This is a genomic window from Streptococcus sp. HMSC076H09, assembly GCF_001811765.1.
Classification (GTDB): Bacteria; Bacillota; Bacilli; order Lactobacillales; family Streptococcaceae; genus Streptococcus; species Streptococcus agalactiae.
Genome location: NZ_KV806598.1, coordinates 34254 through 53517, shown reverse-complemented (window position 1 = coordinate 53517; position 19264 = coordinate 34254). Strand labels below are relative to the sequence as shown.

21 protein-coding genes, 2 pseudogenes and 1 riboswitch are annotated in these 19264 nt (G+C 34.4%); of the genes and pseudogenes, 5 read left to right on the top strand and 18 right to left on the bottom strand.

Features of this window, described 5'->3' with window-relative positions; genetic code table 11:
• The 4 genes and pseudogenes from HMPREF2818_RS03025 to HMPREF2818_RS03010 all read right to left on the bottom strand — a co-directional run.
• Nucleotides 1-837, bottom strand: a pseudogene (locus HMPREF2818_RS03025) (BCCT family transporter); the annotation flags it as partial.
• 142 nt (nt 838-979) lie between these two features.
• Nucleotides 980-2356 (bottom strand): NAD-dependent succinate-semialdehyde dehydrogenase, encoded by a 1377-nt coding sequence (locus HMPREF2818_RS03020; protein WP_000323650.1) that lies wholly within the window; start codon nt 2354-2356, stop codon nt 980-982.
• A 73-nt stretch (nt 2357-2429) separates the two neighbouring features.
• Nucleotides 2430-3437 (bottom strand): YeiH family protein, encoded by a 1008-nt coding sequence (locus HMPREF2818_RS03015; RefSeq protein WP_000897651.1) that lies wholly within the window; start codon nt 3435-3437, stop codon nt 2430-2432.
• Nucleotides 3438-3544: 107 nt separating this feature from the next.
• Nucleotides 3545-4231, bottom strand: a complete 687-nt coding sequence (locus HMPREF2818_RS03010; RefSeq protein WP_000714057.1) for a hypothetical protein — start codon at nt 4229-4231, stop codon at nt 3545-3547.
• Between the two features lie 478 nt (nt 4232-4709).
• On the opposite strand from HMPREF2818_RS03010, the gene HMPREF2818_RS03005 reads away from it, so the two are divergent.
• From HMPREF2818_RS03005 to HMPREF2818_RS02990, 4 genes are all read left to right on the top strand, one after another.
• Nucleotides 4710-5720, top strand: a complete 1011-nt coding sequence (locus HMPREF2818_RS03005; RefSeq protein WP_000061234.1) for a staphylokinase domain-containing protein — start codon at nt 4710-4712, stop codon at nt 5718-5720.
• Between the two features lie 79 nt (nt 5721-5799).
• Nucleotides 5800-5985: a hypothetical protein gene (locus HMPREF2818_RS10425; protein ID WP_000983108.1), complete on the top strand. Its 186-nt coding sequence runs from the start codon at nt 5800-5802 to the stop codon at nt 5983-5985.
• 162 nt (nt 5986-6147) lie between these two features.
• Nucleotides 6148-6387, top strand: a complete 240-nt coding sequence (locus tag HMPREF2818_RS02995) for a helix-turn-helix transcriptional regulator (protein ID WP_001878345.1) — start codon at nt 6148-6150, stop codon at nt 6385-6387.
• A 99-nt stretch (nt 6388-6486) separates the two neighbouring features.
• Entirely contained in the window at nt 6487-7020 is a 534-nt protein-coding gene (locus tag HMPREF2818_RS02990; protein ID WP_000660092.1) for a DUF3278 domain-containing protein, read from the top strand.
• 75 nt (nt 7021-7095) lie between these two features.
• Here HMPREF2818_RS02990 and tpx read toward each other — a convergent pair whose 3' ends face one another.
• From tpx to HMPREF2818_RS02920, 14 genes and pseudogenes are all read right to left on the bottom strand, one after another.
• Nucleotides 7096-7590, bottom strand: coding sequence for a thiol peroxidase (gene tpx / locus HMPREF2818_RS02985; protein WP_000206525.1), 495 nt, complete (start codon nt 7588-7590; stop codon nt 7096-7098).
• A gap of 72 nt (nt 7591-7662) precedes the next feature.
• Nucleotides 7663-8322: a DNA alkylation repair protein gene (locus HMPREF2818_RS02980; RefSeq protein ID WP_000362923.1), complete on the bottom strand. Its 660-nt coding sequence runs from the start codon at nt 8320-8322 to the stop codon at nt 7663-7665.
• A pseudogene (locus tag HMPREF2818_RS02975) lies at nt 8322-9084 on the bottom strand (HAD-IIB family hydrolase). The gene HMPREF2818_RS02980 and the pseudogene HMPREF2818_RS02975 overlap by 1 nt, the downstream one beginning before the upstream one ends.
• A gap of 4 nt (nt 9085-9088) precedes the next feature.
• On the bottom strand, nt 9089-9730 hold the full coding sequence (locus HMPREF2818_RS02970) for a GntR family transcriptional regulator (RefSeq protein WP_000253260.1): 642 nt from the start codon (nt 9728-9730) through the stop codon (nt 9089-9091).
• Between the two features lie 163 nt (nt 9731-9893).
• On the bottom strand, nt 9894-10445 hold the full coding sequence (locus HMPREF2818_RS02965; protein WP_000431299.1) for an Asp23/Gls24 family envelope stress response protein: 552 nt from the start codon (nt 10443-10445) through the stop codon (nt 9894-9896).
• A gap of 21 nt (nt 10446-10466) precedes the next feature.
• Nucleotides 10467-10664: a CsbD family protein gene (locus HMPREF2818_RS02960; protein ID WP_001288036.1), complete on the bottom strand. Its 198-nt coding sequence runs from the start codon at nt 10662-10664 to the stop codon at nt 10467-10469.
• 46 nt (nt 10665-10710) lie between these two features.
• Nucleotides 10711-11253, bottom strand: coding sequence for an Asp23/Gls24 family envelope stress response protein (locus tag HMPREF2818_RS02955; RefSeq protein ID WP_000141119.1), 543 nt, complete (start codon nt 11251-11253; stop codon nt 10711-10713).
• A 55-nt stretch (nt 11254-11308) separates the two neighbouring features.
• Nucleotides 11309-11503 carry a DUF2273 domain-containing protein gene (locus HMPREF2818_RS02950; protein WP_001288927.1) on the bottom strand — a complete coding sequence of 65 codons (195 nt, stop codon included), beginning with the start codon at nt 11501-11503 and terminating at the stop codon, nt 11309-11311.
• Nucleotides 11504-11512: 9 nt separating this feature from the next.
• The gene (gene amaP / locus HMPREF2818_RS02945) at nt 11513-12094 is read right to left on the bottom strand and encodes an alkaline shock response membrane anchor protein AmaP (RefSeq protein WP_000033482.1); all 582 of its coding nucleotides are present in this window, start codon (nt 12092-12094) and stop codon (nt 11513-11515) included.
• 14 nt (nt 12095-12108) lie between these two features.
• Nucleotides 12109-12357 carry a GlsB/YeaQ/YmgE family stress response membrane protein gene (locus tag HMPREF2818_RS02940; RefSeq protein ID WP_025197226.1) on the bottom strand — a complete coding sequence of 83 codons (249 nt, stop codon included), beginning with the start codon at nt 12355-12357 and terminating at the stop codon, nt 12109-12111.
• Between the two features lie 47 nt (nt 12358-12404).
• A complete protein-coding gene (locus HMPREF2818_RS02935) occupies nt 12405-12650 on the bottom strand; it encodes a GlsB/YeaQ/YmgE family stress response membrane protein (RefSeq protein WP_000523009.1) in 246 nt (81 codons plus the stop codon).
• A 410-nt stretch (nt 12651-13060) separates the two neighbouring features.
• Nucleotides 13061-15340, bottom strand: coding sequence for a DNA helicase PcrA (gene pcrA / locus HMPREF2818_RS02930; protein WP_001068638.1), 2280 nt, complete (start codon nt 15338-15340; stop codon nt 13061-13063).
• Between the two features lie 105 nt (nt 15341-15445).
• Nucleotides 15446-15832 (bottom strand): PaaI family thioesterase, encoded by a 387-nt coding sequence (locus HMPREF2818_RS02925; protein ID WP_000671265.1) that lies wholly within the window; start codon nt 15830-15832, stop codon nt 15446-15448.
• 132 nt (nt 15833-15964) lie between these two features.
• Complete coding sequence (locus HMPREF2818_RS02920; RefSeq protein ID WP_000174084.1) at nt 15965-17290, bottom strand: uracil-xanthine permease family protein; 1326 nt, start codon at nt 17288-17290, stop codon at nt 15965-15967.
• A 306-nt stretch (nt 17291-17596) separates the two neighbouring features.
• Nucleotides 17597-17729: riboswitch (glycine riboswitch) on the top strand.
• A gap of 156 nt (nt 17730-17885) precedes the next feature.
• Here HMPREF2818_RS02920 and HMPREF2818_RS02915 point away from each other — a divergent pair.
• Entirely contained in the window at nt 17886-19232 is a 1347-nt protein-coding gene (locus HMPREF2818_RS02915; RefSeq protein ID WP_000956723.1) for an alanine/glycine:cation symporter family protein, read from the top strand.
• The last annotated feature ends 32 nt before the right edge of the window (nt 19233-19264 follow it).

Sequence of the window (19264 nt, the reverse complement as noted above, 5' to 3'; positions counted from 1 at the left end):
TTGTACCATATTTTGTTTCGCAGGAAGTCTAATAACTAAAGCTAAGAGGGCTACCGCTAAAATCAAATTTAAGTTCGATAAAATTTTAACACCTTTTCCTAAACCTGATAAAGCTGACATAACAAATAAAGCTGTTGTAATAAGGATAATAACAATTTGAACAAATGCATTATTGGGAACACCCAATAAAAAACTTAACCCTCCGTTGATTTGAGCAGCTCCAAATCCAAGTGTCGTAGCAACTCCAATAACTGTAGCAACAACTGTGGTGATATCAACAATTTTTCCTAGTCAACCATCTGTCTTATCACCGAAAAGAGGCTTTAAAGTGACAGACAAGAGGTATTTCTCTTGCTTTCGAAATCCAAAATAAGCTAGAGCCAAAGCAACCAATGCATATACTGCCCAAGCATGTATCCCCCAGTGAAAAAATGTAAAACGAAATGCATCAGCTAATGCTGTTTGCGATTCCTTAGGTGCGCCAGGTGTCGAAATAGCAAAATGCGATAAGGGTTCAGCTGCTCCGTAGAAGACCAAACCAATCCCCATACCTGCTGAAAACATCATTGCTATCCATGATACAGTTAAATATTCAGGACGTGAATGAGGTCGCCCTAAACGTATTTGTCCAAGAGGACTCATAATAAAAAAGACACACAAAGCAAGAATTGAAGTAACTAACAACAAATACAACTAACCGAAATTGGTAGATACCTGTTCACGCAAGATTTGTGTCCAAGATTGAAAACCACGAGGAACAATAATTCCTAATAAGACTAAAATAAGCGATACAATTAGTGAACCTGTAAACACAGGCGTAATATGTTTTTTACTCAAAATTTCCTCCTATACTAAAATAGTATAGCATACTTTAATAAATACTCCTCTCATTTTAATCACCTGTATCAAGACCTCTCCTTGTCTCCTCAACAAAAAAGAACCAGATAACATTATCTGGTTCTTGTGTTTGACTTAGTGATTAATCACTATTTGGTGTAAATACCAAATGTTCGTTGACAAAGGCATCAAATCCAAGTTGGCTCAATTCACGACCATATCCTGAATTTTTAATACCTCCAAACGGTAATTCCGGTAATGATGTCCACCCTGAATTAATAAATGTCATCCCTGTTTCAATCTGAGCCGCCACTTTTTTAGCATGTTCTGGATCAGAAGAGAAAACAGTACTTCCTAAACCATAACTAGAATCATTAGCTAAAGCAATAGCTTCTTCTTCAGTATCCACTTTATAGATAGAGGCTACGGGGCCGAAAATTTCTTGATTATAGATTGGATTTGCTTTAGTGATATTCGTTAAAACAGTTGGCATGACGAAGTTTCCTGGATGATCTATAGTGTCATTTCCAAAAACTACCTCAGCACCGTGGTCTACCGCCAATTTAATTTGTTTTAAAACATCATCCTTTGCACCTGCAGATGACAGTGGAGCCAAGGTTGTTTCCGAATCCATTGGGTCACCCCATTTAGCAGACTTAAAGGTCTCAACTACCATATTTACAAATTCGTCATACTTATCAGCCATAACAATGAAACGTTTTGAAGATGTACATACTTGACCTGCATTATATAAACGCGCAAAGAATATTGTTTTACTAAGTAAATCAAAATCAGCATCATCTAAAATAAGAAAAGCATCGTTCCCACCTAATTCCATAGACGATTTTTTCAAATTTTTACCAGCCTCAGCTGCTATTGATGCCCCACCACGCTCAGAACCAGTTAAACACACACCTGCAACACGAGGATCTGATATAAGGTTTGAAACTTGATCATACGAAGCAAAAATATTTTTAAACGCTCCTTCTGGAGCTCCTGCTTCTCGGACTAAATCCTCAAATGCTTGAGCTGATGCAGGACAAATAGAAGCATGTTTTAAAAGCATAGTATTACCCACTATAAAGTTAGGGGCAAATACACGCATAATCTGATAAAATGGGAAATTCCATGGCTCGACAGCAAGTAAAACACCGACAGCTTGTTTCAAATAGTAAGCCTCTCCATTTGGACTTTCTAACGGAACAGGTTTTAAAAACTTTTGCCCATTATCAGCATAATAGTCAGCTATGTCTGCACACAAGTCCACTTCTCCTTGTGCTTCAGTGAAAAGTTTTCCCATATCTTTAGTCATAACTTCAGCGTACTTATCACGGTCCTTACGTAATAAATCTGCTACTTTATGCAATTGATTTTGGCGTTCTTCAACATTATCTTCTTTGCGCCATGTCTTGTAGAGGGCATGCGCTATGTCTAATGACTGTTCGAGATCACTGTCACTGATATTATCGAATTCATGCAATACTTCGTTAGTGTACGGATAAATTGTTTTATATGCCATAATGTTCCCTCCTTTTGATATCCTCATTATAACATTTATGAAATCGATTACAAATATTTAGCTTTAGACAAGATCACCAAGTTCCAAGGATAGCTTGCATTGTTAAACTAACTATAATAATGCCTAACCAACACGCTGCACCTAAAAGAATTGATTTTCCTCCAGTTTTAATTAGTTTGCTGACATTAGTATTTATACCAATTGCCCCCATTGCCATAACAATAAAAAATTTAGATAAAACCTTAAGTGGCTCAAAGATACGTAACGAAAAACCTAATGAAGCAACTATCGTTGTTAGCAAAGAAGCTAAGATAAAATAAAGCACAAACTTCGGAAATATCTTAGTAACACTTACAGATTGTTCTTTCTGCGTTTGTTTCATATGATAAATAGATAATACAATCGTAATTGGAATGATGGCTAATGTTCGTGTCAATTTAACAATAGTAGCTCCGCCCAAAGTATTGCTGTGATTGATAGCATCCCATGCAGTAGCAGTTGCTGTAACTGACGAGGTATCATTGACAGCAGTCCCTGCAAATAATGCAAAACCGTGATCAGAGAGACCAATAAAATTCCCCAGCGTTGGAAAAATTAAAGCCGCTAAGATATTGAATAAAAAAATAACCGAAATAGCTTGTGCTACTTCATCATCTTTAGCATTAATAACTGGTGCAGTCGCTGCAATTGCGGATCCACCACAAATAGATGAACCAACACCTATTAAAGTAGCAATCGTTTTATCTAACTTAAATAACTTTTGCAAAACATAAGCAATAATCAATGAAATGGAAATCGTCATAATAATGATGGGTAACGATGATATACCAACTTTCATCACTTGCATGAGGTTTAGTCCAAAACCCAATAAGACAACTGCTGTTTGTAAAATATATTTAGACGTAAAAGCAATACCCTTATTAAACAATTGTCGATTTTGATAAAAGGATCCAACAATTATTCCAATCAAGATAGCAAAGACTGGTGCTCCTATTAAAGGGAGATAAAGCCCAAGCAACCAAGATGGTATAGCAATAATAAAGCATAATATTAGTCCAGGAATTTTTTCCTTAAATAACATGATAGTCCTCCTCACATTGACTATTATATCACAAGCTTTAAAACGTGGCAGGAAAACTGAAAGAGGACCAGAATATGTTCTGATCCTCTTTCATTACTAATTCACAATTATTTAGTTACTTTCATAAATGGATATGATTTTTCATTACCTAAAATCAATTTTGAGCCCTCTTTTTTATAGGCTGTTTTTTCACCATTTTTCACAATATTACCATAGAACGCATTTGCCTTTTTATTGATGTGCGATACTTTAATAACACTTGTTAAGCGATGTACTTTACCATCCATAACTGGCAATGTCATTTCACCAGTATTAGTATTATATTTTCCTCCGGCAGCTTGTGCAGCACTTTGGAAACTTCTATCAATTTGTTGGTCAATTTGTTTGTCAGTGATTTTTGTTTCATCAAAAATCTTTTTACCTGCTTCACTTAAATCATTGTAAGTCAAACCTTGATCTTTTAATTGTTTTTCAAGAGCTTTATCAATAAAAGTTTTTATAGCTTGATGGAATTTTACCTCATCAATTTGAGCAGTGACTGTTATCTTTGCCTCATCGTTTTTGACGTTCATATGCATATTAGCGCCCTTAACCAAATCAGCTGCACTAATCCCCATATCCGCTGCCTGACTTCCAAGTTGTTGTTCTATTTCTTTCTCAACTTGCTTCTCTAAAGAAACTGTACGCCATTTCCCCTCTAGTGACTGATGATTATTCCAGAAATAGAGACCGCCTGCACCTACAATTAGAATCAGTACTAGTACAGTTAAAAAAACTTTTAAAAACTTTTTCATGATAAAAACTCCTTATGATAAACTACATTAATCATAACATAATATCACAACTCCTTCAATTAAAATAGTAAAATAATTATATAAAAGTTTGTAATTTTATACATTTTAATAAAACCTATTATTTGTAAAAATGACATAATCTAAAACATTTAATTTTACTACATAATAATTATAAAATGATTGATCTCAGTAAAGGTTTTCATTTGTATATTTAAATATTTTTCCGAATTATTATATTATTTGTCGCTTTTTTATGGTAATATAAAATAAATATAGATTTTAAATTAATATATACATTTCTATATTTATTGATTTTTATATCAGTATAACTTAGTGTCGTAGAGATTAATTCCTATCATTCACCGCTTTATTTTAGGATAACTAAACAATTTATTGTTTAAAACGAAAGGATTTATGAATGTCTAGGAAAACATTTAAACGTATACTATCGATTGGAGTTTGCACGCTCGTACTATCGATGAGTCTTTATTACACTGAAAAAGCCCACGCTATTACTGGTCCTAGTGACCGCCAATACGTAGAAAACCCAAATCCTCACATTATTGTAAATGTTACAGGTACTGATCAAAACGGAAATAGCATTTTACCGCATTATATCGAAGTCAATGTAAAGATGGGACAAACTTTAAGTAAAGAAGAAATTCTAGATTATATTGCTCGAAATTTAAACTCTAGTGTTGGAGGAGAAAGTAAAAACGTTCAATACAGCAACATCGAGTTTAAGGAAAGTGCTTATCTGAAGCGTCAATTAGATGATGGCAAGACAGAAGAAATAGCAATTGATAACGACGGTGTTACTGTACCTAAAGACGGTCCAAACAAATTTTGGATTGACGTTCCAGTAACTTGTACGGTAAATTCAATAACTCCAAAGCTCCATAAAGTAGAATGGGGTACACCTATTTCAGTTTTACATTATGTACAGTTCGTTGATAAAACTACAGGTAAAACTTTAGAGGATTTTAAAACTATTGATTTTGCTGAAATCGACCTTGGAATTCGACATACCGGTGATAGCATTACCGATAAGGAACTATATAACTCAGCTTACAGTGCCTTTTTAAGGAGTAAATTAACTAAGCAAGGCTATCAATTCCAATACAGAATTAGTACAGATGTTCAACAAAATCTTCAAGTCACCAAAAAACTTTACAACTACGATGTAAATGAAGAATTGATTAACTATCAAATCGAAAACAATAGACCCACACTAAACCTATCTAATAAAGCCGAGACTGATATCTTTTTCGAAAGATATTATGTTTCTAGAGATGGAGATAGTTTAGCACGTACAGAATCAACCATTTCGATTAAAATGGTTGATGCCAAAACTGAAAAAGCGCTATTTAACCACACATTAACGGGTTATAGACATTGGCAACTGTTTCCAATGTCTATAACAGACTCTTTGAAGAAAATCTTATCCCAACTACAAAATCAGGAGAAAGATATTTTATTCAAAATATGAAAAAAAACAGCTGAACAAGAATATACTGTTTACCTTTCAGAAACACCTTATTCTAAAGAGAACGCTCCCGTAATTTCTTATGATGCAAGACCTGTTGATTGGGATTATCACTCAGGCGCTTCAGGATCACTTGAAAATCAGCCTAACATCTATACTGAAGAAGATTCAACTGAATTTTTGGGTAATAAACCACAAGCAGCTTGTTATCCAAACAAACAATTTGCTTGCGAAAATACTGACTCTAAATACAACTATAGCTATTTAGAAAAATAGTTATAACCGATAGGGTTAATCTCTCATTATCTTATACTGATTAAAATCATTAAACTTGTTTCCATTTTGACTGGAAACAAGTTTTTTATATTTATTTGTCACATATAATTGACACTCTTCGAAAAATGATATATACTTAAAATGTCATCTATATATGACATTCTTCTTAAATTCTTTACTAAAGGAGCTAATAATCGTGAATCGTCTTAGAGAATACAGAATTAAAGCTAGCATATCTCAATTAGCTTTAGCAAAATCAGTTGGTGTCGCCAGACAAACAATAAACCTTATTGAAAATAATAAATACAATCCTTCGCTAGATCTTTGTATAAGACTAGCGGAATGCCTACAAACAGACCTCAATACTCTTTTTTGGGATAGTAGACATCTATAACAGATTAGACTCTCTAAATCTATGAAAACTCGGGAGGTTAGGTCGTGTTATTATTTCAATCTCAAACTTTATTAAATAGTTCAAGGATAGGAGAATATTATGAAAGAAAAGAAAAATTTGGGGATAAAATTAATAAAATCCCTATATGGTATTAATGGCCCATTCGATGAATACAGAGAACAAAAAATCAATTACCTTGGAAATCTATTATTTGCAACCACTAGTCTCTATCACATTTTATCCTCTATCATCGCCTGGTTCACGGTAAGTAAATATCCCACAGAGACTGCATATACTCTCCTAGCTTTAACATTCTTTCTATATTTTTGTATTTTTCTAATTGTTATTCCCTCTTATCTCAACAGTCATGATTTAATAACGCCACTAGAAGTCTCAAAAAATGACTATCCAGTAGCAATAAAGAAAAACAAACAAAAATTTATCAAAATCGGGATATTTTATACTGTCATCCAGTGGCTTATCTTGGGTTTAACAACTAACAATAACACTCCGCTGATTGTATCACTATTTTCTTTAAAAGTTATTTTGTCTAGTATTATGTCCGGTGTAGCTTACAATGGAGTTATGTATCTAATATTTAAAAACAATGTTGATATTGAAAAAGATGAATAATGACAACATTTCATCTCTAATTGTTCTCACTGTCTATATAAATAATAAGGCTGGAAGATTTTCCAGCCTTATTATTTATGGTAATATCTTTGCAGCATTAATCGCCGCTTCGTAGTCAACATCTGAATTAACATTGTCAACGTATTCGGTGTAAGTCACCTTATTATGCTCATCCAAAATAAGAACTGCACGCGTTAACAAATGCCACTCATTCATCAAAAGAGCGTACTCTTGACCAAACGAATGATCATAAAAATCTGATAATAAAATCACGTTATCAAGGCCTTCAGCGCTGCACCAACGCTTCTGAGCAAATGGAAGGTCCATAGAAACAGTAATAACCACTGTGTTATCTAGCTCTGATAATTCCTCATTAAAAGTACGTGTTTGTTTTGAACAAATACCTGTATCAATAGAAGGAACAACGCTAATAACTTTCTTTTTCCCTTCAAAATCTTTTAAAGATTTTTGAGATAAGTCTGTAGCTATTAGTAAAAAATCTTTTGCAATATCCCCAACTTGTAGCTGTTTTCCTGTAAAAGTAACAGGATTTCCAAGAAATGTTGTCATAAGTTTACCTCCTTATCAATTACCTTTATTTTACTATGAAGCTTCTTCTTTTTCGAATAATTGAACTGATAATTAGAGGTACTTACTTCCTTCGCGTATGCTCAAAGTCGACAACTCATCATAATGATTACTGATAAAGTCCTTTACCCATACTTTATTATATTTTGAATAATCCCTAAGCGCCCAGCCAATCGCCTTATTGATAAAAAATTCTTGACTTCCTGTATTTCTTAAAATAAAAAGTGACAAAATATCAGTATTTGTTTTTTCTTTAAATCCTAGTTGATGCTCAATAGCTAGTCGCCTCATCCAAAAATCTTGATCAAGTGACCATTCTGACAGTAAATTCATAACCTTGTCATCTTTTAAGGATAAGTTCCCAAAAACCTTAGTCAGAACATCAATACTATCCCACCACTGTTGATGACGAGCGTAAAACTCTAGTCTAGAGCAATCATTATAGGTAATAAATTGACTCATAGCTAATAGATAATCAAGTACAAAATGATGATATTCACGATAGTCACTTTGCCAACATTTATCAAGCAATTGCCAATCAATTTTTGCTTGTCTTTTAGCGGCCTTTATAAGCTCTTTGTAGAGCATACGTCGCTCAGGTGATTTAATACCATAGCACTTAAAATGATGGCGTAAATAAGCCTCCTGTTGCTTAGAAACTTCTTTGTCACTTGCAGCTTTAAATTTCCTTTCTAAACTTAGGAATAAATCCATTACGTAATCCCCTTGTATTTTTCAAAAAGCGTTGTAATTCCTTCATGTACAGATTCTCTTGATACACGTAAATTAGCGTAAGGAGTCAGTTCATCAAAATCCCCTACTTGAACACTATAATGCGCAGCATCAAACATAGAAATATCATTTTTATCATTGCCAAAAGCTATAAAACGATTCCCAAATAATTTCTTAGTGGCTTTTCCCTTGTCAACTGCAATGGGATTTATGTACAAACATTTTTCAAATTCGTGGAAAAAGTGACTACTAAGTCCAAAACGATTTAATTTCGCTAACATTTGGTCTGCCCTTCCCAGCTGATCACCAAAATACAACACCATTTTTATCGGTTTCTCAATTTTAGAAACTTCTAGAAGCTCTCCCCTTTTTTGAGGATCAACATAAGCAATAAAGGGAATTTTAGAAGCCTGATAAGTAGCGTAATTAAAGACCTCATCAACAAAATATGGAATCTGATAGCGATGACAATATGAAATAATAGTACTAAAAAAGTCACTTTGTAAATAGTAACTATCCACTAAGTGACCATTTTCATGTAAAGTCGCACCATTTAAACCAATAATTTTTGATAAAGATAGCTTGTCGCCAAGGATACCTATAGTGTCTCTATAAGATCGCGCCGTAGCAAAAGTGACTCTATGACCATAATCAATCTGGGCTCTCTAGTATTCCTTGTATTTCTTTAGATAGACTCATACCATCAAAACAAAGAGTTCCATCTATATCAAAGACAAAATCCATTCTCTCAAAGTCCCATCCTTAAGTTAAAATAGGTTTTCATACGTGCATAAACATCTTCATCACCAACAAAAAAGATATGATCTCCTTGCTCTATAACTGAGAAAGGCCCCGGAGAAACAATAAATTTCCCTTCGTGTTCAATAGCCACAATAGTCGCACCAGTTTGATGCCATACATTTAATTCTCCTATTGACTTACCAAGGTGTTCAGAATCTTCACTGACAATAATTTCATATGGTGCTAATGGGTATTGTTTACTAACCGCACGTGTTTGAAGCAAAAAATCATCAACTAAAGTAGCTAACTCTTCCATTTCTTGTTGCTGAGCCTTAATATTATCACGGATTTTACCTTTCAAAATAGCAACTGAATGAGAGGTTTCATATTGGTTTAAGAATTCAATTGCTTTTTCTTTAGAAAGAATAATGGCTCCACTGCCATGCTTTAAAGTTAAAATCTGTAAATCTGCTAAAATATTAAGACCCTTACGTGCTGTTTCTGGTGATACGTTGAATGTTGAAGCAATAGTTGTTCTAGATTTCAACTTCTCTCCAACTTCATAATCTCCATTTGCGATTCTTTGTGCAACCGCTACTGCTATTTTTTGATATTTAGATGTTACAATTTCAGATTGTTCAGAAACCATCCACCCCTCCTTATCCTAATAAAAACATACATATTAAACCACAATTAGCAAAATATTGCAAATATATCTTTTTTGTTAATATCTAATGTCTTTAGTAAATATCATATAAAAGGAGCTGGTCTCCCAGCTCCGAGTGTCTTATCATAAAAAGTAGTTTACTGAATTAAGATTCACTAGTACGAGCTTCTGAGATTTTTTCTTTTGCAGCCTCAGTACCATTTGATACTGCTTCTTTTGTTTTCTCTGCTCCAGAGGAAATTGCTGCTTTAGCTTTGCCAGCTTGTTCAGAAGCAAAGTTTCCTGTTGCTTGTGCTGCATCAGATACACGATCTTGTACTGTCACTGAGTCAGCTTCATGTTCAGCTTTAGTCTTAACATCTACGACATTTGCGTTCAATTCAACAACTTTAAGGTGGGTCATCACTTCAACGTTTTGACTGACAATCGCTTTAATGCTTTCAACGATAGCTGGGATATCCTTGCCGTATTCAACAACGATGTCTAAATCAACTGCAACTTCTTTAGTACCAACTTCAACATTTACACCATCAGTTACTGAGTCAGAATTTACAACGCTATTTTTTAGATTAGAGAAGAAACCTCCACTCACAGCCAAGAGTCCGTCTACTGATTCTAAAGCATGTCCAACAATTTTAGCAATTACCTTTTCTTCATAAGTTACTGAAGTTTTAATATCTTGTTTTTGATTTTCCATAAATAAATGACCTCAAACCTTCTAGTCCTTTTTCTTAAAGCTCTCTGAAGCACCCTTAATGGTATCTTTAATGTCAGCAAGTTTTTCTTTTGCATGACCTTTCAATTTATCGACTTTACCTTCAGATTCAACTTCTTTATCGCCAGTAAGTTTCCCAACAGATTCTTTTACTGAACCAGAAACCTTATCAACTTTTGCATCAAATTTTTCTTCAGACATAATAGCCTCCTACTAATAACAATACTTTAAACTATACTTAAATCAATTATTGTACACGTGGCTCAGACTTCATGTCTTCCACTTTATCAACACCGTTACCTACGGCACTTTTAACGTTTGAAACTTGATTCGAAGCAAATTCACCTGTTGCTTGTGCTGCACTTGTTACACGATCTTGAAGAGTTACTGAATCTTCTTCATGTTGAGCACGAGTTTTAATATCAACAACATTAACATTAACTTCAACCACTTCAAGGTCTGTCATACGTTTCACTTCAGCTTCAACAACTTTTTTGATATCGGCAAAGATAGTTGGAACATGTTTTTGGTATTCAGCAACAATATCCAAATCAACAGCAACTTGCTTTTTACCCACTTCAACATTTACGCCATCTGTAACTGAATCAGAATTTACAACGCTATTTTTTAAATTTGAGAAAAAACCACCATTTACAGCCAAAAGACCATCTACATGCTCAATCGCAATTCCAACAATTTTTTCAATCACTTTATCTTCGAAAGTTAATTCTCCACGAACAGCTGTCGTGCCAGAATTGTTAGTTGTGTTTTTGATGTAAGTTTCAGTCATAATAGTTCCTCTTTCTTTTATTTAAATAATGTAGAATAAATATAAACGAAAAATTTTATTTTCTCTTATTAAAGAATTGGTCAAGCATACCTGTTCTTTGCACATAAAGCCCAGCATAAGCACCCAGCACAATGATAACAAGAGCAAGAATTGTTTTAAAGAATCCAATGGTTACAATCATTGCAGCTAAAACGAGCCCAATAACTGCACCTCCTAGTGGATATCTGTATTTCCTCACGAATTCTGACATATTAGACTCCTATTCTACACGACTTTTATTCGTCTTAGCATTCCCAACATTTTCTTCTTCAACTTGCTTAACAAATACTCTAGTGTTCATTTTCTTTTCCAACCCAAAGAATTCTTTTAAGCCAAGTTCAACATCACTTTGAATATGTTCAAGTTGTTCTGGTACATTTGTACGAGAAGTTAAAAGCCCTTTAACATCAACTTTTACTTTTTTCTTATATAAATGAGCTGTCACGCTAGGAGATTTTATCAAACCAGTTTTTAATACTTCTGTTTTAACAAATCCCTCTATTGCAGATTTTTTTAACATCAATTTACCAGTTTTATCAGCCAGTTTATACTCTGTGTATCGTCTTGGATAAAACAGAACTACCAATATAGCCAGTAAAACGATTACAAACAGCACTAATGCTCCCCAGAAGAAATAATGATACATACCAACGTCAATCGGTGATGGCAAATTAAAATCCCAATCTAACCAATTAAAAGATGGTAGATAAATGTGTTGTTTACTGATAACAGCTACAAATCCTAGTAGGGTAAGGGAGATTAGACCTAGTAAAGTATATAAACTTTTTAGTCCTTTTGACATAGGTAACTCCTTTTCTAGTTATTCATTTTACCTAGTACAAATGAAGTAACAATGACAACAATAATCGCACCTACGATTGAAGGAATCAAAGCCATATCTGCTAACTTAGGCCCCCATGTTCCTAGTAAACTTTGACCAACAAATGAACCAACTAAACCAGCTAAGATGTTAGCTATCCAACCCATTGAGCCACCTTTGTTAGTAACAGCCCCTGCAATAGCACCGATAATCGCACCTACGATTAATGACCAAATTAAACTCATGATAAATACCTTCTCTTTCTTGACTAATCATTCCACTAGTTATGTAGTTATGATTTTTTGCCTAATACAAATGAAGTAACAATGATAACGATAATCGCACCTACGATTGAAGGAATCAAAGCCATATCTGCTAACTTAGGCCCCCATGTTCCTAGTAAACTTTGACCAACAAATGAACCAACTAAACCAGCTAAGATGTTAGCTATCCAACCCATTGAACCACCCTTGTTAGTGATTGCTCCTGCAATAGCACCAATAATAGCACCAACGATTAATGACCAAATTAAACCCATGATAAATACCTTTCTTCCTAAGTACATCTCAGTGTACAAACTTATTTTGTTCTTAACTAAATAACAAGAGTTTCTTAAGTGACCACTCGGCAATTAATTAAGTTGTTAACTATACTAATATTATACAACTTTATAGAGTGACTGCCAAGTAAAAAGCTTGGTAAATGCTTTTATTTTTAAGTGACCACTTGATATTTAATTGATATTATTATTATACTCTTTTTAGAAAAGAATGCAAGAGAAACGCTTCTTTTTTAAAATAGTATGGTCACTTTTAAAAAACGCTTTAATATCAACCTTCTTAGCAAGTAAAAACCAGATGATAACTTATTTTTTCTATTCAAATTATGCAAAAAGACTAAGAATACAATTCTTAGTCTCTGATTATTTAAGTATATAATAGAAGAAAGTTAGTTTTCCTTTTTGCTAATAGGAGCGACACTCGCTAATAATTTCTTTAACCCAATACCTGGAAAATTTATTTTTAACTCTTGAGTCTTTCCGCTACCTGAAACTTCAAGCACCGTACCGTCCCCCCATTTTTTATGAGTTGCAACATCACCAATCTCCCATGATGTCTCATGGCTATTGTTCGTGTTAAGAGCCTGGAGTTGGGCAGTTACTTGAGGTTGTGAATTACTTTTACGTGCCTGAAGCGCTTGTTGAAGACTCATTCCTTGACCAAATTGTGTAGGCTGTTCTTTTGAATATTTCACACCAAATGAAGAATTAACTGGTCGAGCTAACCCTTGGTATTGTATCAGTTCATCATCAATCTCACGTATAAAACGGGTTGGTCTATTATAACTAGTTTTACCAAATAAAGTACGGGTATTAGCATTGGTAAGGAAAAGTATTTGTTCTGCTCTCGTAATCCCGACATAAGCTAAACGACGCTCTTCTTCTAATTCATCAGCATCCTCTATTGCACGCGATAAAGGAAATACTCCTTCTTCCATACCGATTAAGAAAACAACTGGAAATTCTAGACCCTTGGCAGCATGTAATGTCATTAAAGTGACTTCAGCCGTTTCAGTGGCGCTATCATCAGTATCTGCTATTAAAGCTAAATCATTTAAAAAACGCGATAGACGATCTAAACCAGTTTCACCCTCTACTGTAATCTCTGGGTTATCGTCAAAATTTTTAGTCACTGATAAGAATTCTTCAATATTTTCAATACGCGCTTGACTTTCTAATGTATTTTGAACTTGAAGTGCTTCTAGATATCCTGTCTTATCCAGTAGGTTTTCTGTAATCTCCGTTACAGTTAAACTATCTAGCTTACTACGTAGAGTCAAAATCAGATTAGCTAAATCCCAAACAGCTTGAGCAGCCTTCCCTTTTAAGGGCGATATCATGACATTTGAAGAGGAATCAAGAAGAGACATGTTCTGTTCATAGGCAAATGACCGTATTTTTTCTAAAGTTCCTGGCCCCACCCCTCTTTTAGGTTCATTTACAATCCGCTCAAAAGAAATATTATCAGAAGTATTTGCAAGGATATTGAGATAAGCAATAACATCTCGAATTTCTTTACGACTATAGAATTTTGTTCCACCAACCATTGTATATGGAATATTGGATTTTAAAAGTGCTTCCTCAATAGTACGAGATTGCGCATTCGTACGATAAAGAACGGCAAAATCTTTGAAATTTTTTCCTTGTTCTCGAACGATGTTATCAATAGTTGACGCTACAAAAACGGCTTCTTCTTGCTCGTTGTTAGCTCTATGATATACAATTTGCTCACCTTCATCATTTTGAGTCCATAATTTTTTAGGACGGCGATTTTTATTATGATTGATCACATTATTAGCAGCTTGAAGTATTTTCTTAGTTGATCGATAATTTTCTTCTAATAATACAACTTTGGCTTGCGGATAGTCCTTTTCAAAATCAAGAATATTTTGCATATCAGCTCCACGCCATCCATAAATGGATTGATCGGCATCACCAACAACACAAATATTTTTGAAACGCGAAGCTAATAACTTAACTAATTGGTATTGAGCGTGGTTAGTATCTTGATACTCGTCTACATGGATATATTGATACCTCTGTTGGTAATAGGCCAAAACATCTTTATTCTGATCAAATAATCGAAGTGTCATCATAATCAAGTCATCGAAATCCATGGCCTCACTTCTACGTAATTCCTCTTGATAAGCTTTATAGCATTTAGCAATTACCTGTGTATACATATCTCCGGCTTGCTTCTCATATGCAATTTCATCAAGAAGGTCATTTTTAGCATTAGAGATTGTACCTAAAATTGAACGTTCATTCCACTTTTTTGTGTCCAAATTTAATTGCTTAATGATTCGCTTCATTAAAGTACGCTGCTCACCTGGATCAACGATTGTAAAGTTACGATTATATCCAATATAATCAGCTTCACGACGTAAAATACGAACACACATACTATGAAAAGTTGCAATCAAAGTATCTTGGGTAGCTGGATTCAAGGCGATAGCACGTTCACGCATTTCACGCGCTGCTTTATTAGTAAAAGTAATCGCTAAAATATTCCAAGGATTAACATATTTTTCATCTATTAAATAAGCAATACGATGAGTCAGAACACGTGTTTTTCCAGAGCCAGCTCCTGCCATAATCAAAAGCGGTCCGTCTGTCGTTTGTACCGCTTCTGCTTGTTTATCATTCATTCCAATTATTAAAGGATTCATTTCTACTCCTAATTTTGTCAAAATTGCCTCTCTAGTATATCATTTTTTCATCTTTTTCCCAATAGAAAAAGGAGTTAAACAGACGCTGTCTAACTCCTACCTTTTTTACTTCTCTTTTCTCTCTCCAGTTACAAACATTGTAAAAATAGCAGTTGTAACCATTTCGTCTTTCTGATTTTTAATGTGAACATCAACGACTTTTGTAGTACGACCATTATGAACACAAGTACCGATGACAGTAAGCAGATCATCTAATCGGCCTGCCCTCAAATAGTTGATATTTGATTGTAGAGTTACCGCTTCATATCCTGTTGAAATAGCAACTAAACCACTGACTTGATCACACAGTGTAAACAAATAACCACCATGAGCATTACCATAATAGTTGAGCGAAGAGTCAACGACCTTCGTTGTTAAGGTAACTTGACCTTCTTCCCAGTTTTCAATTTCGTAATTCTCAAATACTTTTACTTGTTCTAAATTGAATTTCATTCTACTATAACCTCACTTTTTCTATGACCATTATAGCAGAAAATAAGGAAACCATAACTGTAAACGTTTTTATTTTAAAGTTTTTAACTGATCTATCATAACAAAAGAGCTCAGATACTCTGAGCTCTTTTGTTATGATTTCATGCTTTCTTTTGGCAATATTAAATTTAATATAATACCCACTATAGCACTTAATGCTGTTCCTGATAAAGTTAGAGCACCTAGATCAAGGACTGCTCCACCGAGGCCTAAAACTAACATGGAACTGGCAATAATCAGATTACGAACCTCAGCAAAATTGACACGATTTTCAATCAACACTTTTAATCCATTACTTGCAATAACACCATAAAGTAATATAGCCATTCCACCAAGTACTGCACTAGGAATTGTAGAGATCAAAGCTGTAAATTTACCAAAGAATGAAAAAGCGATTGCAATAAAAGCTGCATTACGAATAACCGTTACAGAAGCTATACGCGTCATGCCAATAACACCTGTATTTTCACCATAAGTAGTTTCAGCTGGCCCTCCTATAAGAGCAGAAAATGCGGTTGCTAAACCATCTCCAATTAAAAGACGATTTAAACCTGGTTTTTTTAGAAAGTTACGCCCACAAATCTGACCTAAAACTGTATGATCACCGATATTTTCAGCAATCGTTACAATTGAGATTGGAAGAATTGCAAGCATTTCTGGTCCAAAGTAAAGTTTATAACTGTGAAATAAACCTGTCTTAAACGGTAAATAGAATTTTGGTAATTCAAACCAGTCAGCTTTTTCAACTGGAGATAAATCTACCAAGCCAAGAATGATTGATAAAATATAACCTCCAATAATTGCAAATAAAAATGGAATAATCTTGATAAAACCTTTCCCTTTAGTATTGATAAAAGCTGCAATCAAGAATGTAACAACAGCAACTAGCATTTTACGCCAATCACCTTTAGCGACAAAACCTGCATTAGTTACAGCAGAGTTTGCCAAACCTAAACCAATAACAATAATCATAGGTCCAATGATTATTGGTGGCAAAATCTTATCAACCCATGAATTTCCTACGAACTTAATAACCGTCGCCACAACGACATAGATTAGACCTACAAAAAGAATACCTGTTTGAGCAGCCGAAATATCGCCATGCATTTGTTTCATGGCTAATGCCATAGCTGTAATATAAGCAAATGATGAGCCTAGGTAAACAGGGACTTTAAATTTTGTCGCAACTTGATAAATGAGCGTTCCGCAACCAGAAGCAAATAAAGCCACTGATACAGGCATCCCTAAAATAAGCGGAACTAATATCGTAGCTCCAAACATGGCAAAAACATGTTGAAAACTTAACAACAAACCTTGAAATAATTCTGGTTTTTCATCGATATCTAGTAATAAGTTAGTAGAATGTACCTCCTTATCTACTAGAATTTGATTACTTTCACCTTTAGCATTTAAAGTCATATCTAAACTAGTCCTCTTGGGCATACAAAAAAGCCCACTTTCTATAGCAATATAGTCATAGGCTTTATTTTTTCCTGATGTTTTTCTCACCTCACGGGATGAGTTTAAAAACCTACGCTGAAAGAATTATAGCATAAGACATTTTAGAAAACAAGACTTTTTTGAAACTATATTGACAAAACTATGCTTTTTCATTATGATAGTTAACATAATAAAATATACCGAATGACGTCATTCAGGAGAAGAAAGTTAGACTTTCGCCGAAGGAATTACACTCTCAGGTGTCTTAAGACAGGACTGATTGACAGACGGACTTCTGGAGAGACCTATAAGTAGCAACATCTTTGTATTGACACCAAGATGTGCTCTAGGCGCCGAAGGGGCAAGAAGAGTAAAACAACTCCTCCAATCTCTCAGGCAAAAGGACAGAAGCTAAAAGCCAATATTAATAATGAGTAGTAAGCTTATTAAGTTTACTACTACCTTTATTTGTGCGCTTTTTAGCTAGCATCTTTCAGAAGTTATCTCTTTTAGAGATAACTTTTTTCGTTTCATTACAGAATCCATAGGTATGTCATGTATCAAAGGAGAACATATGCTAACACTTTTTACTCATATCAATAGCTTCGTTTGGGGTCCACCTTTACTTGCTTTATTAGTCGGAACAGGTATTTACCTATCATTTCGCTTAGGTTTTGTTCAATTGAGACAACTTTCTAGAGCTTTCAAATTGATTTTCCGAGAAGATAACGGACAAGGGGATATTTCAAGTTATGCTGCTCTTGCAACTGCTCTTGCTGCAACGGTAGGGACAGGTAATATCGTTGGTGTGGCTACGGCTATTAAATCTGGAGGACCAGGAGCTTTGTTTTGGATGTGGGTAGCCGCCTTTTTTGGAATGGCAACAAAATACGCAGAAGGATTATTAGCTATCAAATATCGCACAAAAGATACTAATGGAGAAATTTCTGGAGGACCAATGTACTACATTGTCAATGGAATGGGACAAAAATGGAAACCATTAGCAGTCTTTTTTTCTGCAGCAGGTATCTTAGTAGCTCTTTTAGGAATAGGGACATTCACTCAAGTCAATGCAATTGCCTCTTCTCTTGAGCATACTTTCAAAATATCAACTAGATTTACCAGCCTCATTCTTGCTGTTATAGTATTATTTATTATATTTGGAGGTATAAAATCTATTTCAAAAGTTTCAGAAAAAATAGTGCCTTTTATGGCTATAAGCTATATTTTAGCAACACTGATTATTATTGCAGTTAATTACAATAAGATTCCACATACTTTCCAACTCATCTTTAGCGGTGCTTTTTCTGGGACAGCAGCCATTGGTGGTTTTTCTGGAGCTATCGTTAAAGAAGCAATTCAAAAGGGAATTGCTAGAGGAGTTTTCTCAAATGAATCTGGATTGGGTTCTGCTCCAATAGCTGCAGCAGCAGCTAAAACAAAAGAACCTGTTGAACAAGGGCTTATTTCAATGACAGGAACCTTCATTGACACTATTGTTATTTGTACTTTGACAGGGATTGCAATTTTAGTTACAGGAAAATGGCTAGAATTTGATTTACAGGGTGCTCCATTAACACAAGCATCTTTTAATACCGTATTTGGCTCACTAGGTAGTTTTGCTCTAACCTTCTGCCTTGTCTTATTTGCTTTTACTACTATTTTAGGATGGAGCTACTACGGAGAGCGTTGCTTTGAATATCTATTTGGGACTAAATTTATTAACGCTTATCGTATTATTTTTGTCATTATGGTTGGCTTAGGTGGTTTCTTACAGCTCGATCTTATTTGGGTTATCGCTGATATCGTTAATGGTTTAATGGCTTTACCAAATCTAATAGCTCTCCTAGTTTTGTCACCAATTATTGTTAAAGAAACACAGAAATATTTTTCAGAGACTAAAAATATCACTAAGCCTTGAACTTACTAGTTTTATAGTCTGCTCCTAAGTGA